The sequence below is a fragment of the Halobellus sp. MBLA0158 genome, from assembly GCF_041477585.1.
Taxonomy (GTDB): Archaea; Halobacteriota; Halobacteria; order Halobacteriales; family Haloferacaceae; genus Haloquadratum; species Haloquadratum rubicundus.
Genome location: NZ_JBGNYA010000001.1, coordinates 1,223,711 through 1,240,074, shown reverse-complemented (window position 1 = coordinate 1,240,074; position 16,364 = coordinate 1,223,711). Strand labels below are relative to the sequence as shown.

The window sequence follows — 16,364 nt, the reverse complement described above, 5'->3', positions numbered from 1 at the left end:
AGTAGCCGACAGAGAGCGCTGCGGCGAAAAGGCGAACAGTCGGCACGGCTGCGCCCGCGTCGACGTGCCGAGCAACCGCGACCCGACGCGGGGTGAATTCTACGTCACGGGGCGTCTGGCCCCGCGATCGTATATAAATCCCCGCCGGAATCGCCGATCGCGCGGACCCGGCTGGCGGCGGCCGACCCTACTCGTCGTCGATCATCCGCACGACCAGGATGGGCTTGTCGGTGTTCTCGACGACGCGTTCGGTGACGCTGCCGAGGTTCGCGAGCTTGTCCCGCCCCGACCGCCCGTGGGTGCCCATCACGATCAGATCGACGTCCGAGTCCTCGGCGTAGTCGAGGATCGCCCGGTAGGGAATCCCGTCGCGGACGGTCGTCTCGCAGTCGACGCCGGCGTCGGCCGCGGCGTCGGCGACTCGGTCGACGGCCCCGCGGGCGTCGTCCTCCAGCGACGCCTTGAGTTCGGGCTTCTGTTCCTCGCCGGCAGCTAAATAGAGGCGTCGGTCGACCACGGACAGCGCGTGGACCGTCGCCTCGCGCGTGGCCGCGATGTCGAGTGCGTGTTCGAGCGCCTGGAGCGTGCCGTCGCTTCCGTCGGTGGGAACGAGGATGCGGTCGTACATCTCGGGTTCGTCTTCGGCCGGCGGGGCCTTGAACGGTCCCCCGATTCCCGCCCGACTCGAACAGCACACCTATTGGTCCGCCGCACGTATCGCGGGTGTGTGTACGCTGACCTTCGCCTGGCGCGCGTTCGCCGACGCGCCGCTCGTCGTGGCCGCGAACCGCGACGAACGGCTGGATCGGGCATCCGAGCCGCCGGCCGTCGCCGAGGGCGACCCGGCGTTTCTCGCCCCGCGTGACGCCGTCGCCGGCGGGACCTGGATCGGCTACAACGAGCGCGGCGTCTTCGCGGGCCTGACGAACCGCTGGGTCCGTATCGAGGACGGCGGCGAGCGCTCCCGGGGCCAGCTCGTCCGCGACGTCCTCCGGACCGAGAGCGCCGACGGCGCTCGGGCGGTCGTCGAACCCGCGGTCGAATCAGACACGTACAACGGCTTCAACCTCGTCGTCGCCGACGGCCGCGGTCGGGGACGCGACGGCGAGCCCGCGGCCTACCTCTTCGAGTGGGACGGCGACCTGCGGGTGCGACGACTGGATCCCGGCGTCCACGTCGTCGTCAACGTCGGGATCGACGGCGAGCGCTTCGACCTCGACGGCGACCCCGAACGCGGGATCGAGCAGGCACACAACGCAGAGCGGATTCTCGCGGCGCTCGACCCCACCGACTTCGACGGCCCGGTCGCCTGGCGGGACCGCGCGATGGAGATCCTCGGAGACCACGAGTACGGCGTCTGTATCCACGAACCCGACCGCGACTTCGGGACGCGCTCGTCGTCGGTCCTCACGTTCTCGGCCGACGGCGACGTCGGGTTCCGCTTCGCGGACGGGCCGCCCTGTGAGACGTCGTTCGAACGGGTCGAAAGTCAGGTTTAAACGAGTCGCGGGCGTCGAACCCCCTATGAGCGCAGGCGACCCCGAAGCCGACCTCTCGGAGGACGAACGTCGCGGGCTGGAACTCATCCGAGAGACCGGTGGGATCCACCAGAGCGACTTCTGGAAGGAACTCGATATCTCCTCGCGGAAGGGTAGCCGGATCGCCGAGAGCCTCGCGTCCCAGGGGCTCATCGAGCGCGAGGACACCGTCTACGACGGCCACAACACCTACCACCTCGAACCCGCCGCGCGCGATCTCGACTTCTCGCTGCTTATGGCGGGCGACATGCTCTCGCCGTTCATCGGCGAGGAAGAGGTGAACCACAACAGCGACGCCTTCTCGCAGTGGCTGATGAACCTCGCCTACGAGGAGTACTGAGCCTCGACGTCGCGGTTTCGGCTGTTAGGCTCCGCGTGATTTACACTCGGCGCGAGCGTCGGCCGTAGCGGGATTCGGTACGCGATCGGCGGTCCGAACGGCGACGCGTCGCGAACGGCTCGCAGCGAGAAGGCCGGGCAGCAGCGGCCCGCGGGCTACTCTTCGTCTTCCTCGTCGTCGGCCGGTTCGAGGTCGTTGTCGGCGATGTACTCGGCGATCTCGTCGTTCGAGAGTTCGACGAACGCCTCGGTGTCGGTCGAGACCGTCGCGACGTCGACGCCGTCGGCTTCGAGTTCGTCCTCGTTGGCCGAGGCGATCGCCCGCAGCGCGAGGCCGACGCCCTCGTCGAGGGAGAGGCCTTCGGCGTAGTTCTCTTCGAGGTGCTCCTGGATGTCGCTGCGGTCGGCGCCGATCGAGACGGCCTTCCACTCGTAGGGCGTCCCCGAGGGGTCCGTCTCGTAGAGTCGGGGCTCGCCGTTCTCGATGCCGCCGATGAGCAGCGCCACCCCGAAGGGGCGCGCGCCGCCGACCTGGGTGTACTGCTGGATGTGGTCTGTGACGTTCTTCGTGAGCGTCTCGATCCCGACGGCCTCGCCGTAGCGGAGGCGGTTGACCTGGGCCTGACGCCGCGCGAAGTCGATCAGCTGGCGGGCGTCGGCGACGTGCCCCGCCGAGGCGATGCCGGCGTGGTCGTCGGCCTTGTGGATCTTCTCGACGCTCGTCGGCTCCATCAGCGGGGAGCGCGAACGCTTGTCGGCCGCCAGCACGACGCCCTCCGCCGTGCGGACGCCGACGCTCGCGGTCCCTCGCTTTACGGCCTCGCGCGCGTACTCTACCTGATAGAGACGACCGTCGGGCGAGAAGATCGTGATCCCACGGTCGTATGCCTGCTGTTGGGCTTGTCCCTGCATAGTATCACTCGAAATCGAGCCGCGTCGCGCCCGCGAACCCCTCCGCCCGCTCGACGTCGACGCGACTGTCGCGGACGACGGCGGCGTGAGGCTCGTTCTCGAACACGACGTCTCTCTGTTTGCCACGTCCGGTCCGGCCGTTCAAATACCTTTCCTCACAGGCACGAACGGTCCCCGAGATCCCCCGGACGCGGAGGCCGACCTCGTGGCCGTCGACGCGGTCGAGCGTCGCCAGGGCGGCCCGCGCGCGGTCCTCTGTGCCTCGGTGGGCGCGGACGATCGTCTCGCCGTCCCCGTCCGAGAGCGCGAAACCGAGCACCGTCAGGTCGGTCTCGGCGCTGCCGACGTCGCCGTAGAGGTTCTGGGCGGCGTACCAGAGGTCCCGCTGGAAGGCCCCCCGCGAGAAGTCCGCGTCGGGCCAGGTCTCGATCCCGACCGCGAGGTAGCGCCAGCGCGGCTGGAGGTGCTTCGGGAGGTGTTTCATCGGGCTACTCCTCGCCTGCGCCGGCTTCGTTCGGGTCGCCGTCGACCGCGACGCGCTCGCTCGACTCGCCGAAGCGCTCGGCGACGAGGACGCCGACCTGGTCGTGGACGCGCTCGACCGCGGTGAGGACGAACCCCTCGTCGGTCAGCGCGTCGACGAGCGTGCCCACCGTCGCGGGGTCGTCGACCTCCGGGCTGTAGAACGGTTCGTCGGGATCGGGCGTGCCGAAGAACATCACGTCGCCGAGGACGAACCGCTTCGGGTCCAGGTCCGCGATCACTCCGATCGCCTCGCGCTTTTCGTCGTCGGAGAGGTGATGCATCGCGAAGTTCGAGGTGACGACATCGACGGGCCCGTCATAGTTCGGCGCGCGGAAGCGCCCCTCGCCGAACTCGACGTTCTCGATGCCCATTTCGGCCGCTTTCTCGTGCGCCTGATCGAGCATCCCCTCGCTGATGTCGCGGCCGACGACGCGCTTTGCGGCCGGTGCCAGCGCGAGCGCGATGGCGCCCGTGCCGGTCCCCAGATCGAGGACGACGTCGTCGGGACCGGGGTCGGCGTGTTCGACGACGAGATCCGCACAGGCGAGGTACTCCGCGCTGTCCTGGTCGTCGTCGTAGGACGCCGCCGCCTCCGAGAAGCGCTCGGCGTGTTCCTCAATCGTCTTCTTCATACCGGCCACGTTCGACGCCCGGGGTGATGAACGACTCGGACAGCCGCGTCCGATTGTGCTCGACGAGCCGCTCCCACTCCGTGAGTCCGTCGCGAGTCCACTCGGCGCCGAGGCCGATCTCCTCCCCGAGGGCGGCCAGCTCGCGCGGCGCGCGGACCTGGAGGTGCGATTCGGCGTTGGCGCTGACGACGTACGGCGCGTCGTAGTGATCGAGGAGGCGCTTCAGGCGACGGAGCTTGTCGAGGTGGCGGACGCGGCCGCCGCCGCGGTCCCGGAGGACGGGCGCGAGGTTCACCTCGATCCGGACGTCGTTGTCGCGGGCGGCCTTCGCGAGCACGTGGTTGACGTCGCCGTCGCCGCCGATCCCGTCGGTTCCATCGTCGTCCCGGGTGCCCTCGAACGGCCGCGCGAGCACGTCGACGCGGGCCTGCTCGACCGCGAAGCGGTTCAGCCCGTCGGTCCCGCCGGCGACGATCACCACCTCGTGTTTCGGCCGGGCGTTCCCGACCGCGCCGCTGGCGTGCTGGGGATCGGGGGCGACGATCTCGACGCCGTCGGCGACGTCGACGTTCGCGGCCTCCCGGAGCGTCTCGTAGTCGGGATCGGCGTCGTCGGCGCGGACGACCACGCCCGCGTAGCCGTGGCGCTCGGCCGTCAGCGCGAGGCGCGAGGCCGTGCTCTCGCCGTCGGGGTGGGCGTGGACCGCCTCGTACATACGGGAGGAGACAGGGCGGGCGAGTATGGGAGTTGCGGTCGGGCGACGGGCGGCCGAGCGGGGAGTCAGCCGACCAGCCGTCGCGCGGCGTCGGTCAGCGCCTCGGCGGCGCGGCGCACGTCCGCGACGTCGACGTACTCGCGCTCGGCGTGGGCCACGGCACCCCGGTCGTCGGCGAGGACCCCCGGACCGAAGACGACCACCGGCGCGGGCGAGAAGTACGACGCCTCCGTCGCGGCGGTGAAGGGCCGCACCGCGCCGGAGCCGCCCGCGCGCTCGCTCGCGGCGGCGAGCGTCCGCACGAGGTCGTGGTCCGCGTCGGTCGCGAACGCCTCCAGGAACGGCGTCGGCCGGTCCGTGAGCGCGAAGTCGACGCCGACGTCGTCGGGGACGGCCTCGCGGACCGCGGTTTCGAGCTCGGACCGGAAACCTTCTGCCGTCTCCGGCGGGACGCTCCTCCGGTCGAGGACGAGCTCGCAGTTGGCGGGCACCTGATTGGTCGCGTCGCCGCCGACCACGGTCGTCGGCGTCAGCGTCGCGCGGCCGAGCTGCGGGTGAGCCGCCCGCCCCTCGTCGAAGGTCCGGATCGCTCCGAGCGCGCCCTCCAGGCCCGCGATGGCGTTCGCGCCGGAGTCGGGCTCGGCGGCGTGGGCCGCGACGCCCGAGAGCGTGAGCGTGCCCTGGAAGCGGCCCTTCGCGGCGGTGCAGACGTCCAGATCGGTAGGCTCGCCCACGACGTAGCAATCGCCGTCGAGGTCGAGCGCCGCCGCGCCGGTCGACAGCGCCTCCTCGTCGGGCGTCACCGCGAGCGTCACGCGGGCGTCCGCTCGGGGCTCGACGGCGAAGAACGCCGAGAGGATCGCCGCGAGCGGGCCCTTGGCGTCGCAGGCGCCGCGGCCGTGGATCCGGACGAGTTCCCCGTCGACCTGCTCGCGCTCGAAGGCGACGTGCGGCGAGACGGTGTCGATGTGGGTGTTGAAGACGAGGTGCGTCTCGGGGTCGTCGCCGGCGTCCGCGCCGGCTTTCGTCGCGATGATGTTGCCCGCGTCGTCGACGCGGACGTCGATGCCCCGAGACTCGACCGTCTCCACGAGGAACTCCCGCATCTCATCGACGTTCTCGTTCGAGGTGATCGGGACCGCGGATTCGAGGAAGGAGACGGGGTCGAATCCCTGATGCGAATCCGCGTCGGGGTCAGCGTCGGAATCCGCGCCCGCCATCTACGTCGATCGCACCACGACGTCGAGTTCGCCCGCGAACTCGCGTTCGGCGGGGCCGGCGAGCGTCGCGGGCCCGTCGTCGGGCACCGTGATCCGGAGGTCGCCCCCGGGCGGGCTGACCGTCATCGAGTCGGAGCCGTCGACGAGGCCGAGCCGCTTGGCGACCGCGGCGACCGCGACCGCACCGGTCCCGCACGAGCGGGTCTCGCCCTCGACGCCGCGCTCGTAGGTGCGCTGGCGGAACTGGGGGTTGCCCTCGCGGTCCTCGCCGTCCCGCGAGGCGAGCGTGACGTTCGCGCCCTCGGGGAAGACGTCGGCGTAGCGGACCGCGGGCGCGACCGATTCGAGGTCGACCGCGTCGACGTCGTCGACGACCGCGACGGCGTGAGGGACGCCCGTGTTGACTGCGGTGACGGTGAGTCCCTCGACGTCCTCTTCGATGAGTTCGGCTTCGCGGCTCGCGTGTCGCTCCGCTCCCGCTCGCTCTTCCGAGGCCTCACTGCGTTCGGCCTCGCGGGCCAGCGGGACGTCGCGCGGACGGAAGCTCGGTTCGCCCATCTCGATCGTCACCTCGTCGCCCTCGACGACCGCGTGGCGCGTGCCCGCGGGCGTGTCGATCATCAGTTCGTCCGATCCCGTACGCTCTGCGGCCCAGGCGGCGGCGACGCGCGCGCCGTTGCCGCACATCGCGGCGACCGACCCGTCCGGCTGGACGAGCGTCATCACGACGCGCGGCGGCGAGTAGCGCTCTTCCAGATGCAAGAAGAGGACGCCGTCGGCGCCGGTGCGCGGCGAGGCGTCGTGTTCGACGCCGGTCTCGCGGTCGCAGTGGGCGGTCGCGAACGCGGGGCGGTCGGGGATCGATTCGACGGCGTCGACGACGATGAAGTCGTTGCCGGTGCCGTGGTACTTCTCGACTGGTACTCTGTCGTGCTGTACGCTCATTGGTCTAGGGTGGTGAGGTCAGTCAGGGTCTCGCGCCGACGGGACGGACGGACCGTCGCCTCCGAGAGGACGACTTCGGCCGGCCGCGGTCGGGAGTTGTAGGTGCTCGACATCTCGTATCCGTACGCGCCCGCGTTCCCAATGGCGAGGACGTGCCCGCGTCGGGGCCGCGAGAGCGACCTGTGCTCACACAGTACGTCCGCCGACTCACATATAGGTCCCGCTACCGTGACGGGGGTCGATTCGGCGTCGGGCGCCGAGAGATTCCGGATCGCGTGGTAGGCGTCGTACATCGCCGGCCGGAGGAGCGTCGTCATCCCGGCGTCGACGCCCACGACGGTGGCGTCGCGGGCCTGCTTGACCGTGTTCACGGTCGTGAGGAGCACGCCGGCGTCGGCGACGACGTACCGTCCGGGCTCGACCGCGAGCGTCGCGTCGACCTCGCCCAGCGCCTCGCGCGTCGCCTCGGCGACGGCGTCGAGGTCCAGCGGCGGCTCGTCCTCCTCGTAGGGGACGCCGAAGCCGCCGCCGACGTCGACGAACTCCAGGGAGACGACCGCGGATTCGACCTCGCGCGCGAGGTCGCCCATCCGACTGACCAGTTCGCGGTGGGCCGAGAGGTCCTCGCCCGAGATGCCGCTGCCCGCGTGGGCGTGGACGCCGACGAGGTCGAACTCGGCGGCCCACTGCTCGGCGAGGTCGGGCACGCGCTCGATCGGGATGCCGAACTTCGCGTTCGCGCCCGTCTGGACCTTCTCGTGGTGGCCGGCGCCGACGCCCGGATTCGCGCGGATGCAGAGCCGACCGTCGAAGCCGCGGTCCCGCAGGCGGTCGACCGTGTCGGCCGCGCCGACCGTGACCGTGAGGCCGGGGTGCTCGCGCCAGCGCTCGACGACGTAGTCGAGGTCGCGGGCGGGTGGATTGACCGCCGTGTACTGGACCCGGTCGCCCGGGAAGCCGGCGTCGAGCGCGCGCATCACCTCGCCCGCGGAGGCGCACTCGGCGTCCAGCCCCGCCTCGCGGACGGTCCGCAGGACCTGGGCGCCCGAGTGGGCTTTCATCGCGTAGCGGACGTCGGCGTCGGGGAACGCTGACTGGAGTCGTGCGCAGTTCTCCTCCACCCGATCGAGGTCGACGACGTAGAGCGGCGTCTCGTGCTCCCCGGCGAGCGCGAGGAGGGCCTCGCCGTCCCAGTCGGCGAGGCGCCTGACCGCCGGCCCTCCGCCGCCGGAGTGGCTCATTCCCGGAGCGCCTCCTCGCGACGGGTCTTGTCGAGGGTGTCGTCTTCGATGTCGAGCGCGACGACCGCGGGCTTGTACGCGCCGGACTCGAAGAGGTCGTGGTCGCCGAGCGAGGACTCGACGTACCGCGTGAACGCGCGGCGCTCGGACGGCAGGTGCCCGTAGATGACCTCCTCCTCGACGAGGTCGTAGACTGGAATCCGGGGGCTCAGAAGGGTGTTCTCGCCGACGACCGTGTTCTCGCCGACGTGGAAGCCGGAGGTGACTCGACAGCCCGCGCCGAGCGAGACGCCGTCTTCGATGATCACCGGCGCGTCCTCGACGGGTTCGAGGACGCCGCCGATCAGCGTGTTGGCGCCGAGCTTGACGTTCTCTCCTAACTGGGCGCAGGAGCCGACGGTGTCACACGAGTCGACGAGGGTCCCGTCGCCGACGTGGGCGCCGATGTTGACGAACGACGGCGACATCATAATGCAGTCCGAGCCGAGGTAGGCGCCGCGGCGGATCGCGGTCCCGTCGGGGGTGTTGCGGGTGCCGCGCCCGCCGAGGTCGGTCGTCGAACGGAGCGGCAGGACGTCGTAGTAGGTGACGTCGCCGTACTCGCGGGGGAGCGTCTCGCGCAGGCCGAAGTTGAGCAGGATGCCGCGCTTTACCCACTCGTTGACGACCCAGCCGTCCGGGCCGCTGTCGCCCACTTGCTCGGCCGCCCGCACCTCGCCGGTCTCCAGGGCTTCGAGGAAGGCATTGAGCGTCGACTCCACGCCGGAGCCGGCGGTCTCCGCGGAGAGGTCGTCGTCCTGGTAGCGCTGCCACAGGTCGTCGATGTCGGATTCGAGGCTCATTGGGATCGGGAAGCTCCGTCGTCTTCGTTCTCGCCGCCGGCGTCCAAGACTTCACCGAAATCGTACCGTCCGGGAGAGCGGCCGGCGAGCCAGGCCGCGGCGTCGAGCGCGCCGACCGCGAAGATGCCGCGGGAGCCGGCGCGGTGAGTCAGTTCGACGACCTCCTCGTTGCCGGCGAAGAGGACCTCGTGCTCGCCCGTGACGTCGCCCGCGCGGCGCGCGTGGACGCCGATCTCAGTCCCTTCGCGAGGCTGGTCGCCCTCGCGCCCGTGGACGCGCTCTGCCGCTTCGCCGCGGGCCTCGTCGATGTCGTCGAGGATCGTGAGCGCCGTCCCCGAGGGGGCGTCGCGCTTGCCGTTGTGGTGGGTCTCGGTCACTTCGACGTCGTAGCCCGAGAGCGCCCCGGCGGCGGCCTCGACCGCCCGGCGGAGCGCCGCGACGCCGCGGGAGAAGTTCGAGGCGCGCAGGAACGGGACCGACTCGGCGACCGAATCGAGGGTCTCCAGGTGGTCGTCGTCGTAGCCGGTCGTCCCGACGACGGCGGCGACGCCGCTGTCGGCGGCGGCCCGGAGGTAGTCGACGCTCGCCTCGGGGACGGTGAAGTCCACGAGGACGTCGATATCGTGGGATTCGAGCGCGTCGCCGAGGTCGCTGTCGGCGACGACCGCGTCGGGTGCGTCCGGCGCGTCGCCGCTCGGGACCGCCTCGGGCGTCCGGGTCGCCGCGAGGACGTAGTCGACGTCGTCGTGGTCGGCGGCGGCCGTGAGGAGTTCGCCGCCCATCCGACCGCTTGCGCCCGTGATCGCGACGCGGAGCCCGCCCATCAGACGGCCTCCGTCGCCTCTCGTTCCGTCTCCAGTTCCGCGAGGATCCGCTCCATCTCGGCGTGGTTGTCGTCTTCGAGGTCCGTAAGCGGCGAGCGGAGCCGGGCGGGGCCGTAGCCGCGGATCTCCATCGCGGCCTTGACCGGGATCGGGTTCGTCTCGACGAACAGGTGCCGGAACAGCGGCGACAGCTCGTAGTGGAGCTCGCGGGCCCGTTCGAGGTCGTCGCCGACGGCGGCGTCGACGAGCTCGACCATCCGCTCGGGCTCGACGTTGCCCGCGACGGAGATGACGCCGCGACCGCCGAGCGAGCAGATCGGGAGCGTCAGCGCGTCGTCGCCGGACAGAACCGAAAGATCCTCGCCGCGGGTGTACTCGATCACTTCCGAGATCTGTGCGATGTCGCCGCTGGCGGCCTTGTACGCCCGGATGTTCTCGTGAGCGGCCAGTTCGCCGACCGTCTCGGGCTCGATGTTACGACCCGTTCGGCTCGGGACGTTGTAGACGATCTGCGGGAGGTCGACCGCGTCGGCGATGGCCTCGAAGTGCTGGCGGAGGCCCGCCTGTTCGGGCTTGTTGTAGTACGGCGAGATCAGGAGGAGGCCGTCGGCGCCGGCGTCGGCCGCGCGCTGGGAGAGGTCCAGCGCCTCGTGGGTCGAGTTCGAGCCCGAGCCCGCGATCACGGGCACGTCGTCGACGGCCTCGACGACCGTCTCGACGACCTCGATGTGTTCGTCGTGGGTCAGCGTCGCGCTCTCGCCGGTCGAGCCGGCGGGCACGAGGCCCGCGACGCCGGCGGCTTCGAGCCGCTGGGCGTCCTCGGCGAGCTGTTCGTGGTCGATCTCCTCGTCCGCGTCGAACGGCGTGGTCATCGCGGGGAACACGCCGGTGAAGTCGATATCTGTCATCGTTGGGGTGTGTACTGTCGGGTGGGGTTTGTCTCTGTCGTCATCCGGTACGCGCGGTCCGGGGGTCGCCAAGGACGGGGTCGCCACTCCCGCCCAGAGCGTTTACGCCGCGCGTTTTTTCCCGCGGAAAAGAGCGCCACCCGCCGCTGGCCGACGGGGCGAGTCCGTCGCGGACGGCGTGGCGTGTGTCACACCCGAGAGATGATCCTCCAAAATTATATACGTTTCGCAGTGGCGCGGAGCGAGCGGAACGGTCAGTCGTCGCCCTTGTATGCCCCGTCGCGCTTTCGGACACCCTCGACGCGGAGGACCGCCACGGAGAGGTGACCGCCTCGTCCAGTTTGTCGATGATGCGCTGCTGTGACTCGGCGTCGATCTGCGAGAGTTGGGACTCCGCTCGCGGCGAAAACACCCACTCCCACTCGTCGTCACTCCCCATTCGTGCCGTATTCGTCCCTGATCTCGTCGCTGGGAACGCCGTCCGTCTCGCCGAATTGCGCCTCGCTGATCGCGATGTCCTTCCAGAGGCCCGCTCCCTCCGGGTGGTTCACCGAGTCGCGGAGGGCGTACCGGATGAACTCGCTCCGGCTGTTGAAGCCGCGTTCGCGCCACGTCTCGTCGACGACTTCCAGGAACGATCGGGAGATCCGGAGATTGATCCGGTCGATCTCGGGGTCCGATCCGTTCGAGTCGGCTTCCGACATACGTGCGTACATCCGTTGGATGTACGTAAAATCGTTCCGACGGGACCGGACATTCATGTACCAAGCCGCCCCCAGGTACTGTATGACCGAAATTCACCCGGATCAGCGGGTGGCGATGCTCGCCGACGCCCAGAACCTCTATCACACGGCCCAGAGCCTCTATTCCAGGAACATCGACTACTCCGCGCTCCTGGAGAAGGGCGTCTCGGGACGGAGCCTCACGCGGGCGATCGCGTACGTCGTCCGCGCGGACAGCCCCGAGGAGGAATCGTTCTTCGACGCCCTGGTCGACATCGGCTTCGAGCCGAAGATCAAGGAGATCAAGACCTTCGGCGACGGCTCGAAGAAGGCCGACTGGGACGTCGGGATGAGCCTCGACGCGGTCACGCTCGCGAACCACGTCGACACGGTCGTGCTCTGCACCGGCGACGGCGACTTTTCCAGGCTGTGCTCGCACCTCCGCCACGAGGGGGTCCGCGTCGAAGTGATGGCCTTCGAGGAGTCGACCGCCGAGGAACTGATCGACGCCGCAGACACGTTCCTCGACCTCTCGGAGCGCCAGGAGACGTTCCTGCTGTAAGGACAGAGTGCCGGGGAGGCCGGGGCCGATTCAGGTCGGACTTCAGGCCGGGCGTGACTCGCCCGCGTCGGTCCGAACTGCGACGAGCGCCGCGAGCGCCGTGCCGGCGATGGCGACGCCGGCGACGGACAGGGCGAGGGCGTCGCTGACGCCCGTCTCGAAGAAGAGGCCGCTGCTGAGAGCGAGGAGGAAGACACCGAGCGCGACGAGGCGCGCGTTGACGATCATATACGCTCCCGAATCCGCGGCGGTATATATGAATTTTCGAGTCGTCGCGGCGTGAGACGGACTAGCACTCCCCGCGCCGGACCGGGGGTGTCTTGACGCTCCGGACGGTACGGCGCGTATGAGCGACGCGAGCGGCGAGGACCTCGCCGAACTCCGGACGATCGCGGACTACCAGTTCGGCGCCGGCGCCGGCGCGGCGCTGTTCCCCCGGGCCGGTGGCGACGAACCCGAGACCGAGCGCCTGACGATCCATCGATCGACGAGCGGTCGCCCGCGGCAGGTCGTCGCGACCGAGGGCCGCGTCGTCTCCTACGGGACCGACGGCCGATTCACCCTAGGCGTCGTCGGCGGTCGGCGCCTCGTCGCGGGGCTGGAGCGGCCGAAGGCGCGGGTCGTCGTCGGCGACGAGAGCGCGCCGTTCGTCAGGGACGGGAAGAACGCCTTCGCGAAGTTCGTCCGCGAGGTCGACCCGGCGGTCCGGCCGGGCGACGAGGTCGCCGTCGTCCTCGACGACGACACCGTCCTCGGGGTGGGACGCGCGGAGCTCTCCGCGGACGCGATGGGCGACTTCGAGACGGGGATGGCTGTCAGCATCCGCGAGGGCGCCGGCGGCGAAGGCGACGAGGAGTAGGTCGTCGGTTCGGTCTCAGAGCCCGAGCGCCGTCAGGATCGGCACGCCCGAGACGAGCGCGCCGACCAGATAGCCGCCGATGGCGCCGCCGTTGAGCAGCGGCAGTCCGGCGTGGGCGCGACCCTTCAGCACCATCCACAGCAGCGCGAACAGGCCCGCGAAGGTGCCGACCATCGCGGTCAGCGCGGGGAGGTTCAATGCCGGCAGGCCGGGGACGCCGAGCGGCGGCGCGAGCGACGTCGGGACGAAGAACGCCGCGCTGGCGATCATCACCGTCGGCATCACGGCGTCGCCGAGGCCGATGAAGAACGCGTCGCGGACGTCGTCATCGTCGTCGGCATCGGCGTCAGCGTCACTTTCCTCGTCGCCATCCCGCTCGACCGCGTCGGGCGTCGAGTCCCGGAGCGAGTACGAGAGCGTCGTCGGAACGACGAGCACGACCGGGAGATTCAGGTCCATCACGCCCGAGGCCAGATCGAGCATATGTTCGGTGCCGTAGACGCTGATCGCGTCGTAGATGGCCAGCACCGCGAGGAGGACGATCGCGGGCAGGAGGCCGAAACTGATACCGAACAGCCCCGCGGCGCCGGCGCCCATCAGCACCCCGGCGGCGTCGATGACGTACCACTCCGGGTGGACGAAGAGGAGGACCGCGATCGCCGCCGACGCGACCAGCGCGGGGATCGGCGCGAGGAAGACCGAAAAGACGTACCACGCCAGCGACCCGGCCGCGAGGACGACGAATCCCTGGACGACCCAGTCGAGGTCGAACTTGAACGCCGCGAGCATCAGCGCCGTCGCGACGAGGATCGCGCCGATGTACACCAGGCTGTTGGTCGGGTCGCTCGGGTCCTCGACGGTCTGGTAGCCCGCCTCGTAGAAGGTCGGCACGAGCGCCAGCGCGCCGAGCTGCACGAGCAAGAACAGGAGGGCGGCGAATCCGACCGCGGCGGCGACGCGTCTTCGCATACGGCCACGGTTGCGGGCGGCCCACTATGGGGATTGCGCTTCGGCGGCGGCGGGAGAGCCGCAGGCCGACTCAGCGCGCGTAGAGCCGCTGGCCGACGACCGATGCCGGGCGGACGCTCGACTCGGGCGCGACGGCGACGTATGGGCGGTCCACCGGACCGAAGACGTCGACGACGCGGCCGACCGTCGAGAGCGACTCGTCGACGGCCTCGGTGCCGATTCCGGGGTGGTCGGCGTCGTCGCAGCGGACAACGAGGAGATTCTGGGCCGTCCGGGAGACGGTGCCGAGCCGCTGCATATCAGTCCCGCAGGATGCCGACGTAGGCGGCGACCGCCTGGACGAGGTCGTTCTTCGTCGAGTCCTCGGCGCCCTTCACGAGGACGCGCCCGCGGGCGTCCCACTCGCGGGGGTGCGTCACGTCGCGCTCGATGACGGCGTCGTAGCCGATCTGCTGGACGGCCTTCGCGATCTCGTCGACCGTCGGGTCCTCGATCGCGTCGTCGAGGGGGACGCGCCGGCCGTCGTCCCGGGAGACCGAGGCGTCGAGGTAGCGCGGCCAGATGACGTTCTCCACAGCCATAGTCCAACGACCGCGACGCGCCCGTAATACGGTTGTGGTCCGCGTCGGGAGCGAGCCACGGGGACTCGCAGGGCGGGGAGGCCGGTCCCGCGAGCGGTGGCCTTTATCCGACAGCGTCACCCAGTCCGGGTATGGAACCCGACCTCTCGCAGCTGGAGGACTACCTCGCGTCGGCGGGGCTCGACGGCTACCTCGTCGATGCCGACGGGTCGAACTCGACCCAGCGGTACCTCTCGGGCTTCGACGCGCCCGACCCGTTCGTGACGCTGTTCACGCCCGAGACGACTGCGATCCTCGTCTCCTCGCTGGAGTTCGGCCGCGCGAAGAAGGAGAGCCGCGCCGACGACGTCTCGCGGCTGGCGGACTACGAATACCGCTCGCTGGCCGCCGAGCACGGCACCGACGAGGCACGAGCGCGTGTCGTCGCGGCCTGGCTCGAAGACCACGCCGTCGGCTCGATCGCGGCGCCCGACCGCTTCCCGCTCGGGCCCGCCGACCGGCTCCGCGAGCGCGGCATCGCCGTCGAAGCCGAGACCGAGGACGTCGTGACCGAGATCCGCGCGCGCAAGACCGACGAGGAGATCGAGTGGATCCGCGAGGCGCAACGCGCGAACGAGGCCGCGATGCGGGCGACGAACGACCTGCTCGACGCGGCCACGATCGGCGACGACGGCGACGGCGACGTGCTCCGCTACGAGGGCGAGGTCCTGACGAGCGAGCGCGTCAAGCGGGAGATCGAGACGACGCTCCTCGAACGGGGCTGTGCCCTCGACGAGACCATCGTCGCCTGCGGCGCCGACGCCGCCGATCCCCACGACAGGGGCAGCGGCCCGCTCCGGCCCCACGAGCCGATCATCGTCGACATCTTCCCGCAGTCGAAGGCGACGAAGTACCACGCCGATATGACCCGGACCTTCGTGAAGGGCGACCCCGGCGCGGAGATCCGAGAGTGGTTCGACCTCACGCGGGAGGCGATGGACGCCGCCTTCGATGCCATCGAGCCCGGGGTGACGGGCGAGGCCGTCCACGACGCCGTCTGCGACGTCTACGAGGACGCCGGGCTGCCGACGCTCCGCTCTGACCCCACGACCGAGACGGGGTTCATCCACTCGACCGGCCACGGCGTCGGCCTGGACGTCCACGAACTCCCGCGGGTCTCGCCCGACGGCGGCGAGCTCGAACCGGGCCACGTGATCACCGTCGAGCCGGGGCTGTACGACCCCGAGATCGGCGGGATGCGGCTCGAAGACCTGGTGGTCGTCACCGAGGACGGTCACGAGAACCTGACCGAGCATCCGATCGAACTGCGGGTCTGAAGCGGGTCGACGGGGGGTCGCCGATCAGGACGACGACTCGCCCGCGCTCCCCGCGCCGTTCGAAGAGCGGTTCTGTTGGTCGCGGTACTCCCGGAGCAGCGACTCCAGCGCGTCGGCGGTGTTCGGCGTGAGGACGCCCGCGGCCTGTCGGACGACGTAGTCGTCTTCGACGAGGAACGCGTAGATCGTCTGTTCGCCGAGGATCCCGAGGCGGCGGCGGAAGGCGCGCTTGTTCACCGAGAGGAAGATCGTGTCCTCGTGGAGGCGGTGTCGCGCGTTCGTCGGCGAGAGGCCGCCCTTGGAGGTCGGCGGGAGCATCCCGCCGTTGCTTCCGACGACGAGTTCGTAGTACGCGAAGTGATCGAACTCCTCGCGGAGTTCCGTCGCGAACTCCCGCCACGGGGCGACGAGCGACCGCTGTCGGAGGTGAAAACTGACGACGAGCAGCGTCTGGTCGCCGTCGAGGTCGTCGGGCAGCGTCACGCGGCGGCCGTGCGTGTCGGTGCCCGAGGTCGTTGGGAATTTCATTCGTTGAAGGTGGCCGCACGGATGTCCGGTTCGGAGCCGATCGAGGTCGGCTCCGGCGGCGTACGGCCGTCACACGCGTGTATGTGGGTGCGGCTCGATGCGATCGACCGGTCGGTCTGGCGACGGTGCAGGTCCGTTTCCCCCGATACGTATCTTCCGACGATCGCAATAAACGTACGGACTAGA

At 70.3% G+C, this 16,364-nt stretch carries 22 protein-coding genes; 5 read left to right on the top strand and 17 right to left on the bottom strand.

Annotation, left to right across the window (positions count from 1 at the left end):
* Positions 1-187: 187 nt before the first annotated feature.
* Positions 188-628 carry a universal stress protein gene (locus OS889_RS06470; protein WP_372388337.1) on the bottom strand — a complete coding sequence of 147 codons (441 nt, stop codon included), beginning with the start codon at positions 626-628 and terminating at the stop codon, positions 188-190.
* Positions 629-725: 97 nt separating this feature from the next.
* On the opposite strand from OS889_RS06470, the gene OS889_RS06465 reads away from it, so the two are divergent.
* Both OS889_RS06465 and OS889_RS06460 read left to right on the top strand, forming a co-directional pair.
* Positions 726-1,499 (top strand): NRDE family protein, encoded by a 774-nt coding sequence (locus OS889_RS06465; RefSeq protein WP_372388336.1) that lies wholly within the window; start codon positions 726-728, stop codon positions 1,497-1,499.
* A 25-nt stretch (positions 1,500-1,524) separates the two neighbouring features.
* Entirely contained in the window at positions 1,525-1,878 is a 354-nt protein-coding gene (locus OS889_RS06460) for a helix-turn-helix transcriptional regulator (protein ID WP_372388335.1), read from the top strand.
* A 155-nt stretch (positions 1,879-2,033) separates the two neighbouring features.
* On the opposite strand, the gene psmA is transcribed toward OS889_RS06460, so the two are convergent.
* The 11 genes from psmA to OS889_RS06405 all read right to left on the bottom strand — a co-directional run bounded on the left by psmA (position 2,034) and on the right by OS889_RS06405 (position 11,345).
* Positions 2,034-2,789: an archaeal proteasome endopeptidase complex subunit alpha gene (psmA, locus tag OS889_RS06455; RefSeq protein ID WP_372388334.1), complete on the bottom strand. Its 756-nt coding sequence runs from the start codon at positions 2,787-2,789 to the stop codon at positions 2,034-2,036.
* A 4-nt stretch (positions 2,790-2,793) separates the two neighbouring features.
* The gene (locus tag OS889_RS06450) at positions 2,794-3,273 is read right to left on the bottom strand and encodes an Rpp14/Pop5 family protein (protein ID WP_372388333.1); all 480 of its coding nucleotides are present in this window, start codon (positions 3,271-3,273) and stop codon (positions 2,794-2,796) included.
* A 4-nt stretch (positions 3,274-3,277) separates the two neighbouring features.
* Positions 3,278-3,946 carry a class I SAM-dependent methyltransferase gene (locus OS889_RS06445; protein WP_372388332.1) on the bottom strand — a complete coding sequence of 223 codons (669 nt, stop codon included), beginning with the start codon at positions 3,944-3,946 and terminating at the stop codon, positions 3,278-3,280.
* Positions 3,930-4,661, bottom strand: coding sequence for an RNase P subunit p30 family protein (locus tag OS889_RS06440; RefSeq protein ID WP_372388331.1), 732 nt, complete (start codon positions 4,659-4,661; stop codon positions 3,930-3,932). The genes OS889_RS06445 and OS889_RS06440 overlap by 17 nt, the downstream gene beginning before the upstream one ends.
* Positions 4,662-4,726: 65 nt before the next feature.
* Positions 4,727-5,881 carry a M20 family metallopeptidase gene (locus tag OS889_RS06435; protein WP_372388330.1) on the bottom strand — a complete coding sequence of 385 codons (1,155 nt, stop codon included), beginning with the start codon at positions 5,879-5,881 and terminating at the stop codon, positions 4,727-4,729.
* Positions 5,882-6,826: a diaminopimelate epimerase gene (gene dapF, locus OS889_RS06430; protein WP_372388328.1), complete on the bottom strand. Its 945-nt coding sequence runs from the start codon at positions 6,824-6,826 to the stop codon at positions 5,882-5,884.
* A complete protein-coding gene (gene lysA / locus OS889_RS06425; RefSeq protein ID WP_372388326.1) occupies positions 6,823-8,067 on the bottom strand; it encodes a diaminopimelate decarboxylase in 1,245 nt (414 codons plus the stop codon). The genes dapF and lysA overlap by 4 nt, the downstream gene beginning before the upstream one ends.
* Entirely contained in the window at positions 8,064-8,909 is an 846-nt protein-coding gene (locus OS889_RS06420; RefSeq protein WP_372388324.1) for a 2,3,4,5-tetrahydropyridine-2,6-dicarboxylate N-succinyltransferase, read from the bottom strand. The genes lysA and OS889_RS06420 overlap by 4 nt, the downstream gene beginning before the upstream one ends.
* Positions 8,906-9,733 (bottom strand): 4-hydroxy-tetrahydrodipicolinate reductase, encoded by an 828-nt coding sequence (dapB, locus tag OS889_RS06415; protein WP_372388323.1) that lies wholly within the window; start codon positions 9,731-9,733, stop codon positions 8,906-8,908. The genes OS889_RS06420 and dapB overlap by 4 nt, the downstream gene beginning before the upstream one ends.
* Positions 9,733-10,641 (bottom strand): 4-hydroxy-tetrahydrodipicolinate synthase, encoded by a 909-nt coding sequence (gene dapA / locus OS889_RS06410; protein WP_372388322.1) that lies wholly within the window; start codon positions 10,639-10,641, stop codon positions 9,733-9,735. The genes dapB and dapA overlap by 1 nt, the downstream gene beginning before the upstream one ends.
* A gap of 428 nt (positions 10,642-11,069) precedes the next feature.
* Positions 11,070-11,345, bottom strand: coding sequence for a ribbon-helix-helix domain-containing protein (locus OS889_RS06405; RefSeq protein ID WP_372388321.1), 276 nt, complete (start codon positions 11,343-11,345; stop codon positions 11,070-11,072).
* Positions 11,346-11,427: 82 nt separating this feature from the next.
* On the opposite strand from OS889_RS06405, the gene OS889_RS06400 reads away from it, so the two are divergent.
* A complete protein-coding gene (locus OS889_RS06400; protein ID WP_372388319.1) occupies positions 11,428-11,925 on the top strand; it encodes a LabA-like NYN domain-containing protein in 498 nt (165 codons plus the stop codon).
* 42 nt (positions 11,926-11,967) lie between these two features.
* Here OS889_RS06400 and OS889_RS06395 read toward each other — a convergent pair whose 3' ends face one another.
* Positions 11,968-12,153: a hypothetical protein gene (locus OS889_RS06395; RefSeq protein ID WP_372388317.1), complete on the bottom strand. Its 186-nt coding sequence runs from the start codon at positions 12,151-12,153 to the stop codon at positions 11,968-11,970.
* Positions 12,154-12,271: 118 nt separating this feature from the next.
* On the opposite strand from OS889_RS06395, the gene OS889_RS06390 reads away from it, so the two are divergent.
* Positions 12,272-12,784: a PUA domain-containing protein gene (locus OS889_RS06390; RefSeq protein ID WP_372388316.1), complete on the top strand. Its 513-nt coding sequence runs from the start codon at positions 12,272-12,274 to the stop codon at positions 12,782-12,784.
* A gap of 15 nt (positions 12,785-12,799) precedes the next feature.
* On the opposite strand, the gene OS889_RS06385 is transcribed toward OS889_RS06390, so the two are convergent.
* The 3 genes from OS889_RS06385 to srp19 form a co-directional block, all read right to left on the bottom strand.
* Positions 12,800-13,753, bottom strand: coding sequence for a presenilin family intramembrane aspartyl protease PSH (locus OS889_RS06385; RefSeq protein ID WP_372388315.1), 954 nt, complete (start codon positions 13,751-13,753; stop codon positions 12,800-12,802).
* 70 nt (positions 13,754-13,823) lie between these two features.
* A complete protein-coding gene (locus OS889_RS06380) occupies positions 13,824-14,051 on the bottom strand; it encodes an H/ACA ribonucleoprotein complex subunit GAR1 (protein ID WP_372388313.1) in 228 nt (75 codons plus the stop codon).
* A 1-nt stretch (position 14,052) separates the two neighbouring features.
* Positions 14,053-14,334, bottom strand: coding sequence for a signal recognition particle subunit SRP19 (srp19, locus tag OS889_RS06375; RefSeq protein WP_372388311.1), 282 nt, complete (start codon positions 14,332-14,334; stop codon positions 14,053-14,055).
* A 131-nt stretch (positions 14,335-14,465) separates the two neighbouring features.
* On the opposite strand from srp19, the gene OS889_RS06370 reads away from it, so the two are divergent.
* Positions 14,466-15,650: a M24 family metallopeptidase gene (locus tag OS889_RS06370; RefSeq protein ID WP_372388309.1), complete on the top strand. Its 1,185-nt coding sequence runs from the start codon at positions 14,466-14,468 to the stop codon at positions 15,648-15,650.
* A gap of 24 nt (positions 15,651-15,674) precedes the next feature.
* On the opposite strand, the gene OS889_RS06365 is transcribed toward OS889_RS06370, so the two are convergent.
* Positions 15,675-16,178 (bottom strand): hypothetical protein, encoded by a 504-nt coding sequence (locus OS889_RS06365; protein WP_372388307.1) that lies wholly within the window; start codon positions 16,176-16,178, stop codon positions 15,675-15,677.
* Between the last annotated feature and the right edge of the window lie 186 nt (positions 16,179-16,364).

What these genes read in the sequence shown, in the direction of transcription:
- OS889_RS06400 (WP_372388319.1), top strand. Translation starts at nt 11,428, where the DNA reads ATGACCGAAATTCACCCGGATCAGCGGGTGGCGATGCTCGCCGACGCC.
- lysA (WP_372388326.1), bottom strand. Translation starts at nt 8,067, where the DNA reads ATGAGCCACTCCGGCGGCGGAGGGCCGGCGGTCAGGCGCCTCGCCGAC.
- OS889_RS06390 (WP_372388316.1), top strand. Translation starts at nt 12,272, where the DNA reads ATGAGCGACGCGAGCGGCGAGGACCTCGCCGAACTCCGGACGATCGCG.
- OS889_RS06440 (WP_372388331.1), bottom strand. Translation starts at nt 4,661, where the DNA reads ATGTACGAGGCGGTCCACGCCCACCCCGACGGCGAGAGCACGGCCTCG.
- dapA (WP_372388322.1), bottom strand. Translation starts at nt 10,641, where the DNA reads ATGACAGATATCGACTTCACCGGCGTGTTCCCCGCGATGACCACGCCG.
- OS889_RS06470 (WP_372388337.1), bottom strand. Translation starts at nt 628, where the DNA reads ATGTACGACCGCATCCTCGTTCCCACCGACGGAAGCGACGGCACGCTC.
- OS889_RS06395 (WP_372388317.1), bottom strand. Translation starts at nt 12,153, where the DNA reads ATGATCGTCAACGCGCGCCTCGTCGCGCTCGGTGTCTTCCTCCTCGCT.
- psmA (WP_372388334.1), bottom strand. Translation starts at nt 2,789, where the DNA reads ATGCAGGGACAAGCCCAACAGCAGGCATACGACCGTGGGATCACGATC.
- srp19 (WP_372388311.1), bottom strand. Translation starts at nt 14,334, where the DNA reads ATGGCTGTGGAGAACGTCATCTGGCCGCGCTACCTCGACGCCTCGGTC.
- dapB (WP_372388323.1), bottom strand. Translation starts at nt 9,733, where the DNA reads ATGGGCGGGCTCCGCGTCGCGATCACGGGCGCAAGCGGTCGGATGGGC.
- OS889_RS06370 (WP_372388309.1), top strand. Translation starts at nt 14,466, where the DNA reads ATGGAACCCGACCTCTCGCAGCTGGAGGACTACCTCGCGTCGGCGGGG.
- OS889_RS06435 (WP_372388330.1), bottom strand. Translation starts at nt 5,881, where the DNA reads ATGGCGGGCGCGGATTCCGACGCTGACCCCGACGCGGATTCGCATCAG.
- OS889_RS06365 (WP_372388307.1), bottom strand. Translation starts at nt 16,178, where the DNA reads ATGAAATTCCCAACGACCTCGGGCACCGACACGCACGGCCGCCGCGTG.
- OS889_RS06460 (WP_372388335.1), top strand. Translation starts at nt 1,525, where the DNA reads ATGAGCGCAGGCGACCCCGAAGCCGACCTCTCGGAGGACGAACGTCGC.
- OS889_RS06380 (WP_372388313.1), bottom strand. Translation starts at nt 14,051, where the DNA reads ATGCAGCGGCTCGGCACCGTCTCCCGGACGGCCCAGAATCTCCTCGTT.
- OS889_RS06445 (WP_372388332.1), bottom strand. Translation starts at nt 3,946, where the DNA reads ATGAAGAAGACGATTGAGGAACACGCCGAGCGCTTCTCGGAGGCGGCG.
- dapF (WP_372388328.1), bottom strand. Translation starts at nt 6,826, where the DNA reads ATGAGCGTACAGCACGACAGAGTACCAGTCGAGAAGTACCACGGCACC.
- OS889_RS06450 (WP_372388333.1), bottom strand. Translation starts at nt 3,273, where the DNA reads ATGAAACACCTCCCGAAGCACCTCCAGCCGCGCTGGCGCTACCTCGCG.
- OS889_RS06385 (WP_372388315.1), bottom strand. Translation starts at nt 13,753, where the DNA reads ATGCGAAGACGCGTCGCCGCCGCGGTCGGATTCGCCGCCCTCCTGTTC.
- OS889_RS06405 (WP_372388321.1), bottom strand. Translation starts at nt 11,345, where the DNA reads ATGTCGGAAGCCGACTCGAACGGATCGGACCCCGAGATCGACCGGATC.
- OS889_RS06420 (WP_372388324.1), bottom strand. Translation starts at nt 8,909, where the DNA reads ATGAGCCTCGAATCCGACATCGACGACCTGTGGCAGCGCTACCAGGAC.